This is a genomic window from Flavobacterium resistens, from assembly GCF_900182645.1.
Taxonomy (GTDB): domain Bacteria; phylum Bacteroidota; class Bacteroidia; order Flavobacteriales; family Flavobacteriaceae; genus Flavobacterium; species Flavobacterium resistens.
Genome location: NZ_FXTA01000005.1, coordinates 346,491 through 362,234, shown reverse-complemented (window position 1 = coordinate 362,234; position 15,744 = coordinate 346,491). Strand labels below are relative to the sequence as shown.

Genomic DNA, 15,744 nt, shown 5'->3' with positions numbered 1-15,744 from the left:
TTTTTGTGTGAGATATTCTAATTTATTTTACTTGTTATGAAGAAGATAGGATTTGTATTTTTTGTTTTGTTCTTTTTAGTAAATAATAAGGCAACCGCACAATGCGATATTAAAAATAGAATATTGGCTGATGGATCAATGGTCTATTATTTTGACCCCGAAGTTTTTTACACGACCACATCAAAATCGCTAAAAATTAATATCGTAACCGATAAAGAACATTATTTTATAGCACTACAGCCAACTCCGTTTCCTCCAAAAAAAGAAGGTAAGAAAATTAAAGATGATTTAATTATGCACTTGGCAGATAACAAAACATATAAGTTGGCACATTATGATACACAGTATATTAAAAATGATTCAATAATGCAGGTTTTGTATTTAATTGACGATAAAGATCTCGACTCGTTTTCTAAATTTGAAGCTTTAGTTGCTGAAATTAAAATGGAAGGGACTGAATTTGTAAGAGACTATAATTTTAAGTTGCATAAACGTGCTATCATAAGACAACTTGCTTGTTTTTTGAAAGAAGAAGAAAAGTGAGGTTTATTCGTCGCTTGTCTGGGGATTATTTTTATGCAACAACTTTTTATTTAAATTTTCAAAAAGATTGTTGAATGTCATGGTCAATGAGGCGGCGTTTACAATTTGATTACCGCTGTTTCTAGGAAGATATTCATTAGCATATGTTAATTCGACTTGTATGTCATCTGTAAATAAATAACCAGCTCCAATATTTAGTCTATTTCGATCAAAAAAACTTTCTCCGGTTACTTTTGTTCCTGATTTAAAATAGATTTCGTCTGAGGCGATTGCATAAACGACTCCTTCTCTAAGAACTTTGCTATTGATAGGTTTTATATATTTAATTTGTTGACGATACCGAAGTACATTCTCGTAATCGTCTTCTTGGTTTTTCATATGTCTAAGTTCTAGTCTCATTCGAGTACTTAAAGTATAGCCGGTTTTATGAAAATAATAAATCCCCTGTAATGCATATCTCCATTCAGGCGATTCAAACTGCCCAATTTCGGGAATATCTTTGTTGTTGTAATACGCAAGAAATGCAGATAGTTTCCATCTTGGAGTTAAATAATAGTGCCCCCAACCGCGAAGCGATCTCTGAATATTTTGCTCAAATATATTTGAGGAAGATTCTGTACTGCTGTAAGTTGCGGCAATATCTAATTCTGCAGACCATTTTTTATTTATGGTTCTATTAAGCTGAATCTCGTTCCAGAATTGATTGTATGTGGTAGTCTGTCCATGAATAATACTTGTAATTGAAAAAATTACAAGTATTAAACTGATTTTTTTAAATATGTTATGAGTATTTTTTGAAGACATTCATTAGGTAATTTATGAGTCCACTTAATCCTCAATATTGCTCTTTAGCTTCTTTGGCGAACAGCTTCGTATAAAAACGCACCACAAGCCACAGAAACATTAAGTGACCCTATAGAACCAAACATTGGTAGTTTAGCTTTTTCATCTACAATTTTAAGCACCGAAGGATTGATTCCTCTGTCTTCAGAACCCATAATAATTGCTACGGGCTCGTTTAGCGTTACATCGTAAATGTTTTGATCTGTTTTTTCAGTTGCAGCAACAGTTTTGATTCCTGATCCTTGTAAATAAAAAATGGCATCTTTAATATGTTCAACTTTACAGATTGGAACATTAAAAACAGCTCCAGCAGAAGTTTTCACTGTATCTCCATTTACAGGTGCTGAACCAGCTTTTTGAATAATGATACCATTTACTCCGGTACATTCTGCAGTTCTGATAATTGCACCAAAATTTCTTGCATCAGAAATTTGATCTAGAATTAAAAATAATGGTTTTGAACCAGATTCAATAGTTGATTCAACTAAATGCTCTAATTCAATAAATCCAATAGGTGATATTGTTGCAACAGCACCTTGGTGGTTATTTGGAGTAAGACGATTTAATTTTTCAACCGGCACATAAGAGAAATTAATGTTAGCGCGTTTCATCACTTTCATTAAATCTTTCATTAATTCTCCAGAAATTTCTTTTTGTATAAATACTTTGTCAACTTCTTTTCCTGCCTGAATTGCTTCTATAATGGCTCTAATTCCAAATATTTGATGTTCTTTTTCCATGATGCAAATATAGTTATATTGTTTATATAAAAAAAAACCACTCTGAATGAACAGAGTGGTTTTAGTATTATGTTTTCGGTCTAAAATTAGAATTTATCCCAGAAAAGTTTTGTAGTTAACAAATCTCCACCGATTGCTGTAGAAGCAGCTTTCCAGTTTGTGCTATTTGTTTGTTGCTCAAGAACTGGGTAAGCCATTCTTACAGGAACTTTTCCACCAGCATTGTTGATCGCTGTAGGAGGAGCTAATAATACAGGGAAATCTAATCTTCTCCAGAAATTCCAACCAGTTAAAGCTTGATTATACATCGCTACCCAAGCTTGCTCTCCAATTGATTTTTTCCAATTAACAGCATCGTATGGTTTTGTTGCAAGGTAAGCTGTAGCATCTGCTGCTGAACCACCCCATTCTAAGATTGAAGCAGTAACCGCTGCAGTATAAGCTGCTGGTGCTGCAGCTGTATTCCAACGTGCATTTGCTTCAGCAACATAAAAAGCAACTTCTGTAGAAGTCAAGATGTTTCCAGGAGTATCTGGAGTGTATGCATAGTCTCCAGCATGAGAATAATCTGCAAATTCACCACCTTCACCAATTGGAAGACCAATATATTGACCGCCTTTTGTTGTGAAGTAACCAGGTCTTCTTGGGTCGTTAGATGCATTCATGTAATCAACTAAAGTTTTTCCACCAACGAAATCTTCTCTACCACTAGCTTCTAAGTTTTCATACAAAGGATTGTAGTTTGGTGAAGCCTCTTGGTATGGGAAATGTCCATTTCCAGCAGGAGATGTTATTACTCCAGCAGCAATAGCAGCAAGTGCATTAGTTTGTGCTAAAGTTGGATTTGAATCTGCGATTCCGATTGCAAGTTTTAATTTTAAAGAGTTTGCAAAAGTACGCCAAGCTACAGGATCACCTCCATAAATCTTATCTCCACTAGAGAAAGTTGGGAAGCTATTAGCTGTACCACTGCTTAAGGCAGTAATGTCAGCATTGATTCTTGTAATTAAATCAGCATAAATAGTCGCTCCATCATCATAAGCAGGTAATGGATATTGAGCAAGGTTTGCAGCTTGAGTGTAAGGAATATTACCAAACGTATCTACTAAAAGCTGATATGTGTAAACTTGCATGATATCAATAATAGCTAATTGAGTCTTTTTGTTTGCTGGCCAAGCTGCTAGTTCATCTGCAGTTGGTGCATAAGCATTAATAATCGTTTTAGCTTTACCAAGATTGTTCAATACGTTTACGTAGTTATCTGAGTAAATTTGGTTAGAAACGTTACGGTTTGTAAAGTCGTAGTTACTTTCGTTTACGTAAGTTGTTTCTTGCCAGTATTGCATTGTCAATCTAAAGTTGTTCTCGTTTACGCTTGGAGTATTAACATAGTCGCTTAATTCTTTTTGGGCGTAAGTAATCAATGATCCTGGTACAGTGCTATAGGCACTATTTGGATCGGTGTTTGCATCTTCATTAACACAAGCTGTCATCGACAGACCTATTGCTAATATTGCTATGATTTTTTTCATCTTCATTTTTTTTAAAAATTAACTTTGACATTAAAAGAAATATTTCTTGTTGTCGGCATAGGTCCTGATTGGTAACCTTGTGTGTTACCTGAAGACAATCCTGCTTCTGGATCAGAATAAGGCAAGCTTTTGTCAATGATCCAAAGATTGTTACCTATTACACTAAAAGAAGCTCCTTTAATTGCACTTCCTAAAATGCTTGAAGGAAGATTATAAGTCAATACAACCTCTCTTAATTTTACAAATCCAGCATCGTAAACAAATGCAGCAGCAGGTGGGTCAGTACCTAAAACCTGGCTAGACTGAGATCTGTCTAATCTTGTTGTGTTTGTAACATATTGTGGTTGAGTTCCTCCAGGTGTGTATGCAGGGTTTAACATTACACCTTGTAAAACTTCACCACCACCGTTTGCTAATGTATTTCTGATAGGGTTTCCTAAGTCGTTGTTTCCAACTGAGTTAGCATAGATACCTGTTCCGTATCCATAATATTGGTCAAGTGAGAAAACACTTCCTCCTTTTTTCATATCAATTAAGAAGCTGAAAGAAAGGTTTTTGTAGTTGAATTTGTTGTTAATACCACCAATCCAATCAGCTTGGTAAGTTCCTAATTTGTTATCAGTAGTTGTAGAAACTTCGTATGCGCCGTTAGCACCGATAATTCTGTTTCCAGCATCATCTAATACGTAAGTTGTTCCCCAAATTTGACCATAGTCTTGGTTTAATGGAGCATTGATACTGATACCTCCTTGAAGAGAGTTGATGTTGATGTTCTCAATACCTGGAGCCAATTCTGTAACTTTAGTGTTTGGATTAGACCAGTTAACGCTAATATCCCAAGAGAAGTTGTCAGTTTTAACAGGAGTTCCTGTAAGAGTAACCTCAAAACCTTTTGTAGTTAATGTTCCAGCATTAACAGTGTTGAAGTTTGATCCAGTAGAAGTTGATACTGGCAATGGTAAAATTTGATCGAAAGCTTTGTTTTGGAACCAAGCAACATCAAATCCAAGTCTGTTTTGTGCAAACTGCATATTCAAACCAACCTCTACGTTGTCTAACTGTTGTGGTTTTAAGTTTGGATTTTTAGCAGTAGTATTGAATGAATATACTGGAGTTCCGAATGGAGTTCTAGCAGTATAGTTGTCTAATAATTGGTTTGGATCTGTATCAGAACCTACTTGAGCGTAAGCAACTCTGAATTTACCAAAGTTGATGAACTCAACATCTTTTAACCAGTTTGAGAAAACAACACTTCCTGAAATTGCAGAATACCAGTATGCGTTGTTGTCTTTAGGTAGAGCAGAAGATTGATCTCTTCTAACAGAACCTTCTAAGTAGTAAGTTCCTTTGTATCCTAATGTAGCTTGTGCAAATAAACCTAATACTTCTTTTCTAGTATCTACGATTCTAGGAAGAGCAGGTGCAGAAACTGAGTTAGAGATAGTGTAAAGTCCAGGAATGTATAATCCTCCTGAAGTCATTTGTTGATTACTGAATTTGCTTTGTACGTTGTAGTTTGTACCAAGAAGCACATTAAGATTTAAATCTTCAGTTAAGTCTTTTTTATAAGTTGCAAGGAAATCATAGTTTTGCTCGCTATAGTTATAAAGATCTAATGCATAACCAGATGGTTGCGCTGGAAGGTTTTGAAGGTTTGCGTTAGAACCTAGAGTTGCAGGAGTTGAACCAGGAGCAATTCTATCTTCTGTTTTTAAGTTGAAACCGTCAGTACCAACTCTACCTGTAAAGCTTAAGTTTTTATTTACGTCGTAAGTAATACTTGCGTTAGCAGCAACTCTTTGTCTGCTATCGTTGTTGTAGTTCTCGTATCTTTGGAAATAAGGGTTATCCCAGTATGCTGGAGTAATGTCTGCAGCACTTTTAATGTTCCAAGTGTAGTTTTGACGGCTTTGGAAATAAAGATCTCTTTGCTCGTTAAGGTCAACGTTTGTAGCCCACCATTGTCTGAAACCAGCTAATTGGTTTCCTCCATATCCAGTTGAGTTTCTGTTTCTTGTGTTTTGAGAAACATAAGTAGCATTGAAAGTAGAGCTTAATTTGTCGTTGAATTTGTAAGTACCGGCAAAGTTGAAGTTGTTTTTGCTTAATAATGAATTTGGCAAAATGTCTCTGCTGTCTGTGTTTGCGTAAGTTAATCTGTAAGTAGCTTTTTCAGTACCTCCATTTAACGAGATGTTGTTGATTGTAGATGTCCCTGTGTCAAAAAATTCGATTGGACCATTGCTAGCAACTTTCCAAGGAGTTTGTTTTCCATAATTAGGAGAACCTGGAGTAAAAGCATCATATTGCCAAACTAAAGAACCATCATATTTTGGTCCGTAAGAAGCATCATCTCCTGATCTAGTTCTTGGTTGTCCGTTATAAGTAGAGAATCTTTGTCCAAAATAACCTTCTCCATACTCCTGTTGGTATTTTGGGAAAGTTGTTTTGTCTACAGTAGACATTGTGTAAGAAGAAGAAAACTCAACTGATAAATCAGTTCTAGATTTTCCTTTTTTAGTTGTAATGATGATCGCACCATTTTGTGCTCTAGATCCGTAAAGAGCTGTTGCAGCAGCACCTTTTAAAACGTTGATCTCAGCAATGTTGTTTGGGTTGATATCTGATGCAGCGTTACCGTAATCGTATCCACCTCTACCACTTTTTTGATCAAGACTGTTTACGTTGTTGTTCAAAATTGGCACACCATCAACTACGAATAAAGCCTGGTTGTCACCCAAAAGAGATTTGTAACCTCTAAGAACTACGTTAGTAGATCCTCCAAAGTTAGTACCTTGAGTTACACTAAGACCAGCAACTTTTCCAGATAAGTTATTCGTGAAGTTTCCTGTTGGTACAGTTCCAACTTGCTCAGCTGATACTGTTTGAGCAGAATAACCAAGAGATTTTTTCTCTCTTTTAATACCTAAAGCAGTCGTTACTACAACTCCTTCAAGTTCTTGAGCGGCTGCTGCTAATTTTACGTTTAATGAAGTAGAACTTGCAGCTACTTCTTGGGTTTTCATTCCAATGTAGCTAAATACCAAAATTTGGCTTGATGATGCTTTGATAGTGAATTTACCATCAAAATCAGTTTGCGTTCCAGCTTTTGTTCCCTTAACTAATACACTCACACCTGGCAAAGGCATTCCGGCATTGTCAGAAACTGTCCCTGAAACGGCTCTTTCTTGCGCAAAAGTAAGTTGCGCTACTAGTACTAATAAAAGCACTAAGAATCCATTGAACTTTAGTTTCATTTTTAAATATTTTGAATTAGTATCGCAAAACTCTTAATAATTTGTTAACTATCCTAATATTAGTTTAAACTTTTTTCAGTTCCTGCTAAAATTTAACATTATAACATATGTTTACGATAGTGTTATATAATTGTAACTCTTCGATATTTTGACTGCCATTCGTGAGGTTTATCTTTAACAATCCGTTTGGAGTCTGTAAAACTGCCCCAATTCCTAGTCCTATTAATTTCTTTGTTTTGTTTGGGTCAATTATAGATGTTAAGTCTTGATATATACCATAATCTGCTATTGTATGTATGTAGATGGTTGGTGTAAATTTATATCTGTATTCTGTAAGAATTAAAAAATTAAAGTTAGATTGTAAACTGTTTTCTAAAAAGCCTCTAATGGAATTCATGCCGCCAAATCGGAACAATTCATTGGAAATATAATTCTTGCTTTGTAGATAGAAATTTTGTGAATTTATGTTAATGAAATTCTTGGAGTTAATCTCGAAATTGTACGATGCATTTAAATTTGTATAAAATTGTGTACTCGATCCGGCTGTTTCGGGATCGTTGTTGGTGTTTCTTTTTCCGTAACCAATTATCCAGTTTACAAGTGCTTTTCGAGGAAGAAGATTATTCTTGTAGTCAATTTGTTTATAGTCGAAGCTTGATGTGAAAAATGCATTTTTAAAATCGCTGATTTGTGAATTGTTTATGTTTTGGATATCGCTAGATTCGGTTGATTGATATCCGGCGTAAATTTTGGAATTGTAATTTAAGTAATATCCTAAGTCAATAGCAGTTTTTGTATTTTGAAATGTACTGTCTTGTTTGAATATGTTCAATTGAGCTTTTATTCCTAGCGGAGATTTGAAAATGTACGGAATCTCTAATTTTGAATTGAACGTTTTTTGCTGATTTCCATCGCTCTTCCAGTACAAAGAAAATTGTTCGCCGGCATGAAGTGTGTTTAATAATGTAATATCTATATATCCATTTATATTCATTTTGTTCTCGTCGTCGTTCGAGAATCCAATGTAACCATCAAAAGTGTTTGCTTTTCTTTTTTCTATATAGGTATAAATTTTGGTTGAATCGGTTGTGAATAGTATTTCGGGATATTTTGTTTGTGAAATAAATTCATAACTGTTTATGTCTTCGTAGAGTTGTTGAGTTGTTTCTTGATTGAATGTTTTGTTTAGGTATTTTTTATTGAGTTGTTTTAAATGTCCTTGTGGGAAAAAATCTTTTCCTTTTGAATTTACATAATTAAGTATAATTGAATTTATGGTTCTTTTTTTTTCTGATTTGAAATTTAAGTCCGCATAAATTATAGATTTCTTTTTTTGAATATTTTCAAGTTTGATTTTGCTAAGTGCGTAGCCTTGTTTTTCAGCATCGATAATTTTTTGGTTTAAATAATTTTCAACTTTAGTGTAAGGAAGAATTATGGTATCATTTTTTGTTTCTTCCGAATAAAAAAAAGAATTATTTCTACCTATATATATATGTATATATTTTGTCTGGTCTTTTAAATCAATTTCTGTTTTGTAAGTGCTGTCATTTATTTGGGTTGTGCTTTGAATATTGTTTTCTAAATAACCAATTTTAGATAGCTTTTCGGATGTGCTTTTTGCTTCTTCAGATAGCGATTTTATATTTAGGTGATCTTTTTTGTAGTTTAAAGAGTCAATGATTTGAGTTTCAGTTTTGTTTGCTCCCTTTATTGTTAGATGGAAATTTTGGGCATAGCTTGAAAAGCTTATTAGGTAAAGAAGGAATATTTTTAATAAGAGTTTCAAAAGCTGTTTTTTCATTTGTTAATAGTATTGCAAATATCTATTGTTTGTTTGTAAAAACATAAGGTTAAATAATGTTCTTGAAAATTAATGATTTAACGTTTGTATAGTGAAAAATATTTTATACATTTGCAACCCCGTAAAAAGCGGGAATTTAATAAACATAATAATTTTTAGTATTAATTATGCCAACAATTCAACAATTAGTAAGAACAGGAAGAACTCAGATCACTAAGAAGAGTAAATCGGTTGCTTTAGATTCTTGTCCTCAAAGAAGAGGGGTTTGTACGCGTGTTTACACTACTACACCAAAAAAACCAAACTCTGCAATGCGTAAAGTTGCGCGTGTGCGTTTGACAAATGGTAATGAAGTGAATGCTTACATCCCTGGAGAAGGACATAATCTACAAGAGCACTCGATAGTATTAGTGCGAGGTGGAAGGGTAAAAGATTTACCAGGTGTTAGATATCATATCGTTCGTGGAGCGCTTGACACGTCAGGAGTTGCAGGAAGAACGCAAAGAAGATCTAAGTACGGTGCTAAACGCCCAAAAGAAGCAAAAAAGTAATTTAAAACTTTTAAGAAAAAGACATGAGAAAAAGAGCGGCAAAGAAAAGACCACTTTTACCGGATCCAAGGTTTAACGACCAATTAGTAACGCGTTTTGTGAATAACTTAATGTGGGATGGTAAGAAATCTACAGCTTTTAAAGTATTTTATGATGCAATTGATATCATTGAAACTAAAAAGCAAAATGATGAGAAGACTTCATTAGAGATCTGGAAAGATGCTTTAACAAACGTTATGCCTCACGTAGAAGTACGTAGCCGTAGAGTTGGTGGAGCTACATTCCAAATTCCAATGCAGATTCGTCCAGACAGAAAAATTTCTATGGCAATGAAGTGGTTGATACTTTATTCTAGAAGGAGAAATGAAAAATCTATGGCACAACGTTTAGCGTCAGAATGTTTAGCTGCTGCTAAAGAAGAAGGTGCTGCAGTTAAGAAAAGAATGGATACTCACAAAATGGCAGAAGCTAACAAAGCATTCTCTCACTTTAGATTTTAATTCGTAAGAAATGGCTAGAGATTTAAAATATACAAGAAATATCGGGATTGCTGCTCATATTGATGCTGGTAAAACAACAACAACTGAGCGTATTCTTTTTTATACTGGAAAGTCACACAAAATTGGTGAGGTGCACGATGGTGCTGCAACAATGGACTGGATGGCGCAAGAGCAAGAAAGAGGTATTACAATTACTTCTGCTGCTACAACTTGTACTTGGAATTTTCCAACTGAGCAAGGTAAGACTCTTCCGGAATCATTACCTTATCACTTTAATATTATTGATACTCCTGGGCACGTTGACTTTACTGTAGAGGTAAACCGTTCTTTACGTGTACTTGATGGTTTGGTTTTCTTGTTTAGTGCTGTTGATGGTGTTGAGCCACAATCAGAAACTAACTGGAGACTTGCTGATCAATATAGAGTTCCTCGTATGGGATTCGTAAACAAAATGGACCGTCAAGGTGCTAACTTTTTAGGAGTATGCGGACAGGTTAAAGATATGTTGAAATCGAATGCAGTTGCAATTACTTTGCCTATTGGTGATGAAGCAGATTTTAAAGGTATTGTTGACTTAGTTAAAAATCAAGCTATTGTATGGCATGATGAAACTCAAGGAGCTACTTTTGATATTGTTGATATTCCTGCTGATATGGTAGACGAAGTTAGACAATATCGTTCTATTCTTATCGAAGAGATTGCTACTTACGACGAGAATCTTTTGGATAAATACATGGAAGATGAAAACTCTATCACAGAGGAAGAAATCAACAATGCATTAAGAGCTGCTACTATTGATATGGCAATTATCCCAATGCTTGCTGGTTCGTCTTTCAAAAACAAAGGTGTTCAATTTATGTTGGATGCAGTTTGTAAGTATTTGCCATCTCCGTTAGATAAAGAAGGTATCGAAGGAATTCACCCTGATGATGCTGATTTATTAGAAGAAGATCAAACTAAAATCTTGCGTAAGCCAGATGTTAAGGAGCCATTCGCGGCTTTAGCATTTAAAATTGCTACTGATCCATTCGTTGGTCGTTTAGCTTTCTTCCGTGCTTACTCTGGACGTTTAGATGCTGGTTCTTACGTTTTAAATACTCGTTCTGGTAACAAAGAAAGAATTTCTCGTATCTACCAAATGCACGCTAACAAACAAAATCCAATCGAATTTATTGAGGCTGGAGATATTGGAGCTGCTGTAGGGTTTAAAGATATCAAAACTGGAGATACTCTTTGTGATGAAAAGAATCCAATTATCTTGGAATCTATGAAATTCCCAGATCCTGTAATTGGTATTGCTATTGAGCCAAAAACAAAAGCTGACGTTGATAAAATGGGTATGGCTTTAGCTAAATTAGCTGAAGAGGATCCAACATTTACAGTTAGAACTGATGAGGCTTCTGGTCAAACTATTATTTCAGGTATGGGTGAGCTTCACTTAGATATCTTAGTAGATCGTATGAAACGTGAGTTTAAAGTTGAAGTAAACCAAGGTGAACCTCAAGTTGAATACAAAGAAGCGTTTACAAGATCTGCAACACATAGAGAGACTTACAAGAAACAATCTGGAGGTCGTGGTAAATTCGGTGATATCGTATTTACAATTGAGCCTGCTGATGAAGTTGATGGTAAAGTTCCAGTTGGATTACAATTTATCAATGCTGTAAAAGGTGGTAACGTTCCTAAAGAATATATCCCTGCTGTTGAAAAAGGATTTAGAGAGGCTATGAAAACTGGTCCATTAGCAGGATATGCTGTGGATAGTTTGAAAGTAACTTTAACTGATGGATCTTTCCACCCTGTGGATTCTGATGCATTATCTTTTGAGTTAGCTGCAAGAATGGGTTATAAAGAATCTGGACGTGCTGCTGGAGCTGTTATTCTTGAGCCAATCATGAAAATCGAAGTTATTACTCCAGAAGAAAATATGGGTGATATCGTAGGTGACTTGAACCGTCGTAGAGGTCAGGTTAATGATATGGGTGATAGAAATGGAGCTAAAACTATCAAGGCTGATGTGCCTTTATCAGAAATGTTTGGTTATGTAACAACATTAAGAACATTATCTTCTGGTAGAGCAACTTCAACAATGGAGTTTTCTCACTATGCAGAGACGCCTTCTAATATTTCGGAAGCGGTAATTAAAAAAGCAAAAGGTAACGCTTAATTCTTAAGAAAATGAGTCAAAAAATCAGAATAAAACTAAAATCTTACGATCACATGTTGGTAGATAAATCTGCTGAAAAGATCGTGAAAACAGTAAAAACTACTGGAGCAGTTGTAACAGGTCCAATTCCGTTGCCAACTCACAAAAAACTTTTCACTGTATTGCGTTCTCCGCACGTTAATAAAAAAGCGAGAGAGCAATTTGAAGTAATGTCATACAAGAGATTGATTGATATTTATTCATCTTCATCTAAAACTATTGATGCTTTAATGAAGCTTGAATTGCCAAGTGGAGTAGAAGTAGAGATAAAAGTATAATTTTTTTATATTTTTTTATATAAAAAGCGAGACATTCCTGTCTCGCTTTTTTTGTTTTTGAAAGATGATTTTGATTTGCTTATTTTTTGAGTGTTTTACGATTTTGGTAGTCTTTTGGTTTTGTGTAAACGCCTTTGTTTTAAGGCGGTGCGAAAGTTTTTTGTTTCAATTTTATTAAGTAATTGTTAAGTCTGAATTGTCTTAAGATTAAAAAAAATGTTTTAAATTTTGAGATATGTAAAGTTGTTTTTACTACCATTTTGGAGCTTGGATTTTGATTATGAGCGATTTAATTTTTGTAACTGTTTGGTATATTCAATTTTAATATCTACTTTTGCACTCCCTGTTTGGAAATTTCTGTTATTTTCAAATTGAAGGGAATTTTAGTAATTAATAATTAATATTTATGTCTGGGTTAATTGGTAAGAAAATCGGCATGACAAGTATTTTCGATGAAAACGGGAAAAACATTCCTTGTACAGTAATCGAAGCTGGTCCATGCGTTGTTACCCAAGTCAGAACCAAAGGTGTTGACGGGTACGAAGCGTTGCAACTTGGTTTCGATGACAAAAACGAGAAACATTCTACTAAAGCTGCTTTAGGGCACTTTAAAAAAGCTGGAACTGTTGCTAAGAAAAAAGTCGTTGAATTCCAAGATTTCGCAACTGAACAAAAATTAGGAGATCTTATTGATGTTTCTATTTTTGAAGAAGGAGAATTTGTAGATGTACAAGGTGTATCTAAAGGTAAAGGTTTCCAGGGTGTTGTTAAACGTCACGGTTTTGGTGGGGTTGGACAAGCTACTCATGGTCAGCACAACCGTTTAAGAGCGCCAGGTTCTGTAGGAGCTTCTTCTTATCCATCTAGAGTATTCAAAGGAATGCGTATGGCTGGAAGAATGGGAGGAGAAAATGTAAAAGTTCAAAACCTTAGAGTTTTAAAAGTAGTGGCTGAAAAGAATCTACTTGTTGTTAAAGGGTGTATTCCTGGACACAAAAACTCTTACGTAATCATTCAGAAGTAATGGAAGTAAAAGTATTAGATTTCAACGGAAAAGATACTGGAAGAAAAGTTCAACTTTCTGATTCAGTATTCGCAATTGAACCAAACAATCACGCAGTATATCTTGATGTTAAGCAATATCTTGCTAATCAAAGACAAGGTACTCACAAGGCTAAAGAAAGAGCTGAAGTAACTGGAAGTACGCGTAAGATTAAAAAACAAAAAGGAACTGGTACTGCTCGTGCAGGAAGTGTTAAGAATCCTTTGTTTAAAGGTGGTGGAACAGTTTTCGGACCAAGACCAAGAAGTTATTCATTCAAATTGAATAAAAGCTTAAAAAGATTGGCTAGAAAATCAGCTTTCTCAATTAAAGCAAAAGAAGCAAATATTGTTGTTCTTGAAGACTTTAATTTTGAAGCGCCAAACACTAAAAATTTCATTAACGTTTTGAAAGCTTTAGGGTTAGAAAATAAAAAATCTCTATTTGTATTGGGTGAGTCAAATAAAAACGTATATTTGTCGTCACGTAATTTAAAGGCTTCAAACGTCGTAACTAGCTCGGAATTAAGCACTTACGCGATATTAAACGCTAATAATTTAGTGCTTTTGGAAGGTTCTTTAGAGTTAATTGAAGAAAATTTAAGTAAATAATAGGAATATGAGCATCATTATCAGACCTATAGTAACGGAAAAAGTAACCAAAGAAAGTGAAGTTCTAAACCGTTTTGGATTCGTTGTTGACAAAAAAGCGAACAAAGTTCAGATTAAGAAAGCTGTTGAAGCTGCTTATGGAGTAACTATCGTTTCTGTTAACACTATGAATGTGAGACCAGATAGATCTACTAAATACACTAAAAGTGGTTTAATCAGTGGAAAGACAAATGCAATTAAAAAAGCGATTGTTCAAGTACAAGAAGGAGAAACAATTGATTTTTACAACAATATCTAAGATAGAAAAATGTCAGTAAGAAAATTAAAACCTATTACCCCAGGTCAGCGATTTAGAGTTGTGAATGGTTATGACGCCATTACAACTGATAAGCCGGAACGCTCTTTGATAGCGCCGATAAAAAACTCTGGAGGTAGAAATAGTCAAGGAAAGATGACCATGCGTTATACGGGTGGTGGTCACAAGCAGAGATATCGTATTATTGATTTCAAAAGAACTAAAGACGGAATTCCGGCTACAGTGAAATCAATCGAATACGATCCAAATCGTACTGCATTTATCGCTTTATTAGCTTATGCTGATGGAGAGAAAACTTATGTAATTGCTCAAAACGGATTGAAAGTTGGTCAGAAATTAGTTTCTGGTCCAGAATCTCAACCTGAAATTGGTAATACATTACCTTTAAGCAGAATTCCTCTTGGAACTGTTATATCTTGTATTGAGTTACGTCCAGGACAAGGAGCTGTTATTGCTCGTTCAGCTGGAACTTTTGCTCAGTTAATGGCAAGAGACGGGAAATACGCAACAATTAAAATGCCATCTGGTGAAACAAGATTGATCTTGTTAACTTGTTCGGCTACAATTGGAGCTGTTTCTAACTCTGACCACCAATTAGTTGTGTCTGGTAAAGCAGGTAGAACAAGATGGTTAGGAAGAAGACCTAGAACTAGACCAGTAGCGATGAACCCAGTTGATCACCCTATGGGAGGTGGTGAAGGACGTTCTTCTGGAGGGCACCCACGTTCAAGAAACGGATTGCCAGCTAAAGGTTACAGAACTCGTTCTAAGAAAAACCCGAGTAACAAGTATATCGTAGAACGTAGAAAGAAATAATAAGATATGGCACGTTCATTAAAAAAAGGACCTTTCGTTCATTATAAATTAGACAAGAAAGTTCAGGAAAACGTAGAAAGTGGTAAAAATGCAGTTGTTAAGACTTGGTCTAGAGCTTCAATGATTACTCCAGATTTCGTTGGACAAACTATCGCAGTTCATAACGGTCGTCAATTTGTACCAGTTTACGTAACAGAAAACATGGTAGGTCACAAATTAGGAGAGTTTTCACCAACTAGATCTTTTAGAGGTCATGCTGGAGCAAAAAATAAAGGTAAAAAATAAGAAGCAATGGGAGTTCGTAAAAGAGAAACAGCAGATGCGAGAAAAGAGGCTAATAAGTCTATTGCTTTCGCAAAATTGAATAACTGCCCTACTTCACCTAGAAAAATGCGCTTAGTAGCGGACTTGGTAAGAGGTCAGAAGGTAGAAAGAGCACTTAACATTTTAAGATTCAGTTCTAAAGAAGCTTCAAGAAAATTAGAAAAACTATTATTATCTGCAATCAACAACTGGGAGCAAAAAAATAGTGAAGGTAATTTAGAAGAAGCTGGATTATTTGTTAAAGAGATCAGAGTAGATGGTGGAATGATGTTAAAAAGACTTCGTCCAGCTCCACAAGGTCGTGCACACAGGATCAGAAAACGTTCTAATCACGTAACAATCGTGCTTGGAGCTATCAATAACACACAAAGCAATTCTTAA

The 15,744-nt window shown here is 35.0% G+C and carries 16 protein-coding genes; 11 read left to right on the top strand and 5 right to left on the bottom strand.

The window, feature by feature from the left end; translation table 11 throughout:
• Positions 1-36 precede the first annotated feature (36 nt).
• Complete coding sequence (locus FN795_RS18715) at positions 37-543, top strand: hypothetical protein (protein ID WP_142452013.1); 507 nt, start codon at positions 37-39, stop codon at positions 541-543.
• 3 nt (positions 544-546) lie between these two features.
• Here the strand turns inward: FN795_RS18715 and FN795_RS18710 are convergent, their stop codons facing one another.
• The 5 genes from FN795_RS18710 to FN795_RS18690 form a co-directional block, all read right to left on the bottom strand.
• The gene (locus tag FN795_RS18710; RefSeq protein ID WP_142452012.1) at positions 547-1,347 is read right to left on the bottom strand and encodes a DUF2490 domain-containing protein; all 801 of its coding nucleotides are present in this window, start codon (positions 1,345-1,347) and stop codon (positions 547-549) included.
• Positions 1,348-1,391: 44 nt separating this feature from the next.
• Positions 1,392-2,126: a 23S rRNA (guanosine(2251)-2'-O)-methyltransferase RlmB gene (rlmB, locus tag FN795_RS18705; protein WP_142452011.1), complete on the bottom strand. Its 735-nt coding sequence runs from the start codon at positions 2,124-2,126 to the stop codon at positions 1,392-1,394.
• An 86-nt stretch (positions 2,127-2,212) separates the two neighbouring features.
• Positions 2,213-3,658 carry a SusD/RagB family nutrient-binding outer membrane lipoprotein gene (locus tag FN795_RS18700; protein WP_142452010.1) on the bottom strand — a complete coding sequence of 482 codons (1,446 nt, stop codon included), beginning with the start codon at positions 3,656-3,658 and terminating at the stop codon, positions 2,213-2,215.
• A gap of 11 nt (positions 3,659-3,669) precedes the next feature.
• Positions 3,670-6,915: a SusC/RagA family TonB-linked outer membrane protein gene (locus FN795_RS18695; protein WP_142452009.1), complete on the bottom strand. Its 3,246-nt coding sequence runs from the start codon at positions 6,913-6,915 to the stop codon at positions 3,670-3,672.
• An 85-nt stretch (positions 6,916-7,000) separates the two neighbouring features.
• Complete coding sequence (locus FN795_RS18690) at positions 7,001-8,719, bottom strand: BamA/TamA family outer membrane protein (RefSeq protein ID WP_142452008.1); 1,719 nt, start codon at positions 8,717-8,719, stop codon at positions 7,001-7,003.
• Positions 8,720-8,886: 167 nt separating this feature from the next.
• Here FN795_RS18690 and rpsL point away from each other — a divergent pair, with 167 nt between their 5' ends.
• From rpsL to rplV, 10 genes are all read left to right on the top strand, one after another.
• Positions 8,887-9,270 (top strand): 30S ribosomal protein S12, encoded by a 384-nt coding sequence (rpsL, locus tag FN795_RS18685; RefSeq protein WP_007136570.1) that lies wholly within the window; start codon positions 8,887-8,889, stop codon positions 9,268-9,270.
• A 23-nt stretch (positions 9,271-9,293) separates the two neighbouring features.
• Positions 9,294-9,770 (top strand): 30S ribosomal protein S7, encoded by a 477-nt coding sequence (gene rpsG, locus FN795_RS18680; RefSeq protein WP_026727879.1) that lies wholly within the window; start codon positions 9,294-9,296, stop codon positions 9,768-9,770.
• Between the two features lie 10 nt (positions 9,771-9,780).
• The gene (gene fusA / locus FN795_RS18675) at positions 9,781-11,937 is read left to right on the top strand and encodes an elongation factor G (RefSeq protein ID WP_035650464.1); all 2,157 of its coding nucleotides are present in this window, start codon (positions 9,781-9,783) and stop codon (positions 11,935-11,937) included.
• Positions 11,938-11,948: 11 nt separating this feature from the next.
• Entirely contained in the window at positions 11,949-12,254 is a 306-nt protein-coding gene (gene rpsJ, locus FN795_RS18670; RefSeq protein ID WP_007803605.1) for a 30S ribosomal protein S10, read from the top strand.
• A 406-nt stretch (positions 12,255-12,660) separates the two neighbouring features.
• Positions 12,661-13,278, top strand: a complete 618-nt coding sequence (rplC, locus tag FN795_RS18665) for a 50S ribosomal protein L3 (protein WP_035650463.1) — start codon at positions 12,661-12,663, stop codon at positions 13,276-13,278.
• Positions 13,278-13,907 carry a 50S ribosomal protein L4 gene (gene rplD / locus FN795_RS18660; RefSeq protein ID WP_115889868.1) on the top strand — a complete coding sequence of 210 codons (630 nt, stop codon included), beginning with the start codon at positions 13,278-13,280 and terminating at the stop codon, positions 13,905-13,907. Before rplC ends, rplD begins: the two co-directional genes overlap by 1 nt.
• Before the next feature lie 7 nt (positions 13,908-13,914).
• Positions 13,915-14,205 carry a 50S ribosomal protein L23 gene (gene rplW / locus FN795_RS18655; protein ID WP_012022489.1) on the top strand — a complete coding sequence of 97 codons (291 nt, stop codon included), beginning with the start codon at positions 13,915-13,917 and terminating at the stop codon, positions 14,203-14,205.
• Between the two features lie 9 nt (positions 14,206-14,214).
• Positions 14,215-15,039 (top strand): 50S ribosomal protein L2, encoded by an 825-nt coding sequence (gene rplB / locus FN795_RS18650; RefSeq protein WP_035650459.1) that lies wholly within the window; start codon positions 14,215-14,217, stop codon positions 15,037-15,039.
• Between the two features lie 6 nt (positions 15,040-15,045).
• A complete protein-coding gene (rpsS, locus tag FN795_RS18645; protein ID WP_008464288.1) occupies positions 15,046-15,324 on the top strand; it encodes a 30S ribosomal protein S19 in 279 nt (92 codons plus the stop codon).
• A gap of 6 nt (positions 15,325-15,330) precedes the next feature.
• Complete coding sequence (rplV, locus tag FN795_RS18640) at positions 15,331-15,744, top strand: 50S ribosomal protein L22 (protein WP_007803631.1); 414 nt, start codon at positions 15,331-15,333, stop codon at positions 15,742-15,744.